Source organism: Streptomyces sp. McG3, from assembly GCF_018619185.1.
In the GTDB taxonomy this organism is placed as follows: Bacteria; Actinomycetota; Actinomycetes; order Streptomycetales; family Streptomycetaceae; genus Streptomyces.
In genome coordinates, this window is the sequence record NZ_JAAXYC010000572.1 from 1 (window position 1) to 1,022 (window position 1,022).

The following is a 1,022-nucleotide window of genomic DNA, read 5'->3' on the forward strand; positions in this document are numbered from 1 at the left end:
CGGAGGAGTAGAGGACGAAGGCGGCCAGGTCGGCTCCGGCGGTGAGCTCGTCGAGGTTGACGGCGGCGTCGACCTTGGGCCGCAGCACCCGCTCGACCTGCTCGGCGGTCAGGGTGTCGAGTGCCCCGTCGTCGGACACCCCGGCGACGTGGATCACGGCGGTGAGGGGGTGCTCGGCGGGGATCGCCGCGAGGGTTGCCGCGAGCTGGTCCCGGTCGGCCGCATCGCACGCCGCCACCGTCACCACCGCACCACTCTTCTCCAGCTCCACGACCAACTCGGCCACACCCTCGGCCGCACTGCCCCGACGCGAAGCGAGCACCAGATGACGCACCCCGTGCACGGACACCAGATGCCGGGCCACCAAACCACCCAACGTGCCCGTACCACCCGTCACCAACACCGTGCCCCCGGCATCCAGCACCCGCGGCACCGTCAGCACCACCTTGCCCACATGCCGCGCCTGACTCACATGACGGAACGCCTCCCGCGCACGACGCACATCCCACGACGCCACCGGCAACGGCTCCAGCACACCCCCCTCCAACAGACCCACCACCTCGGCCAACCACCCACCGATCCGCTCCGCACCCGCCTCGATCAGATCGAACGCCCGGTACTCCACGCCCTCGTGATCGGCGGCGATCGTCCCGGGGTCACGGATGTCGGTACGGCCCATCTCGATGAACCGGCCGCCCCGGGGCAGCAGTTCGAGCGACGCGTCCACGAACTCACCCGACAGGGCGTTGAGGATGACGTCCATGCCCCGGCCGTCGGTCGCGGTGAGGAACCGCTCGCGGAACTCCAGCGACCTCGACGACGCGATGTGCGCCTCGTCCAGACCCAGCTCCCGCAACGCACCCCACTTCCCCGAACTCGCCGTCGCGAACACCTCCGCACCCAGATGACGCGCCACCTGCACCGCCGCCATCCCCACACCACCAGCACCCGCGTGCACCAGCACCGCGTCACCCGCCCGCACACCCGCGAGATCCACCAACCCCATCCACGCCGTCAGGAAG

Annotated in this window: 1 protein-coding gene; it reads right to left on the reverse strand. The window is 70.6% G+C overall.

Annotated features, from left to right (window positions below; all coding sequences use genetic code 11):
• Window positions 1-1,022, reverse strand: a 1,022-nt coding sequence (locus tag HET64_RS38510; RefSeq protein WP_215111863.1) for an SDR family NAD(P)-dependent oxidoreductase, incomplete at both ends; no start/stop codon positions are given.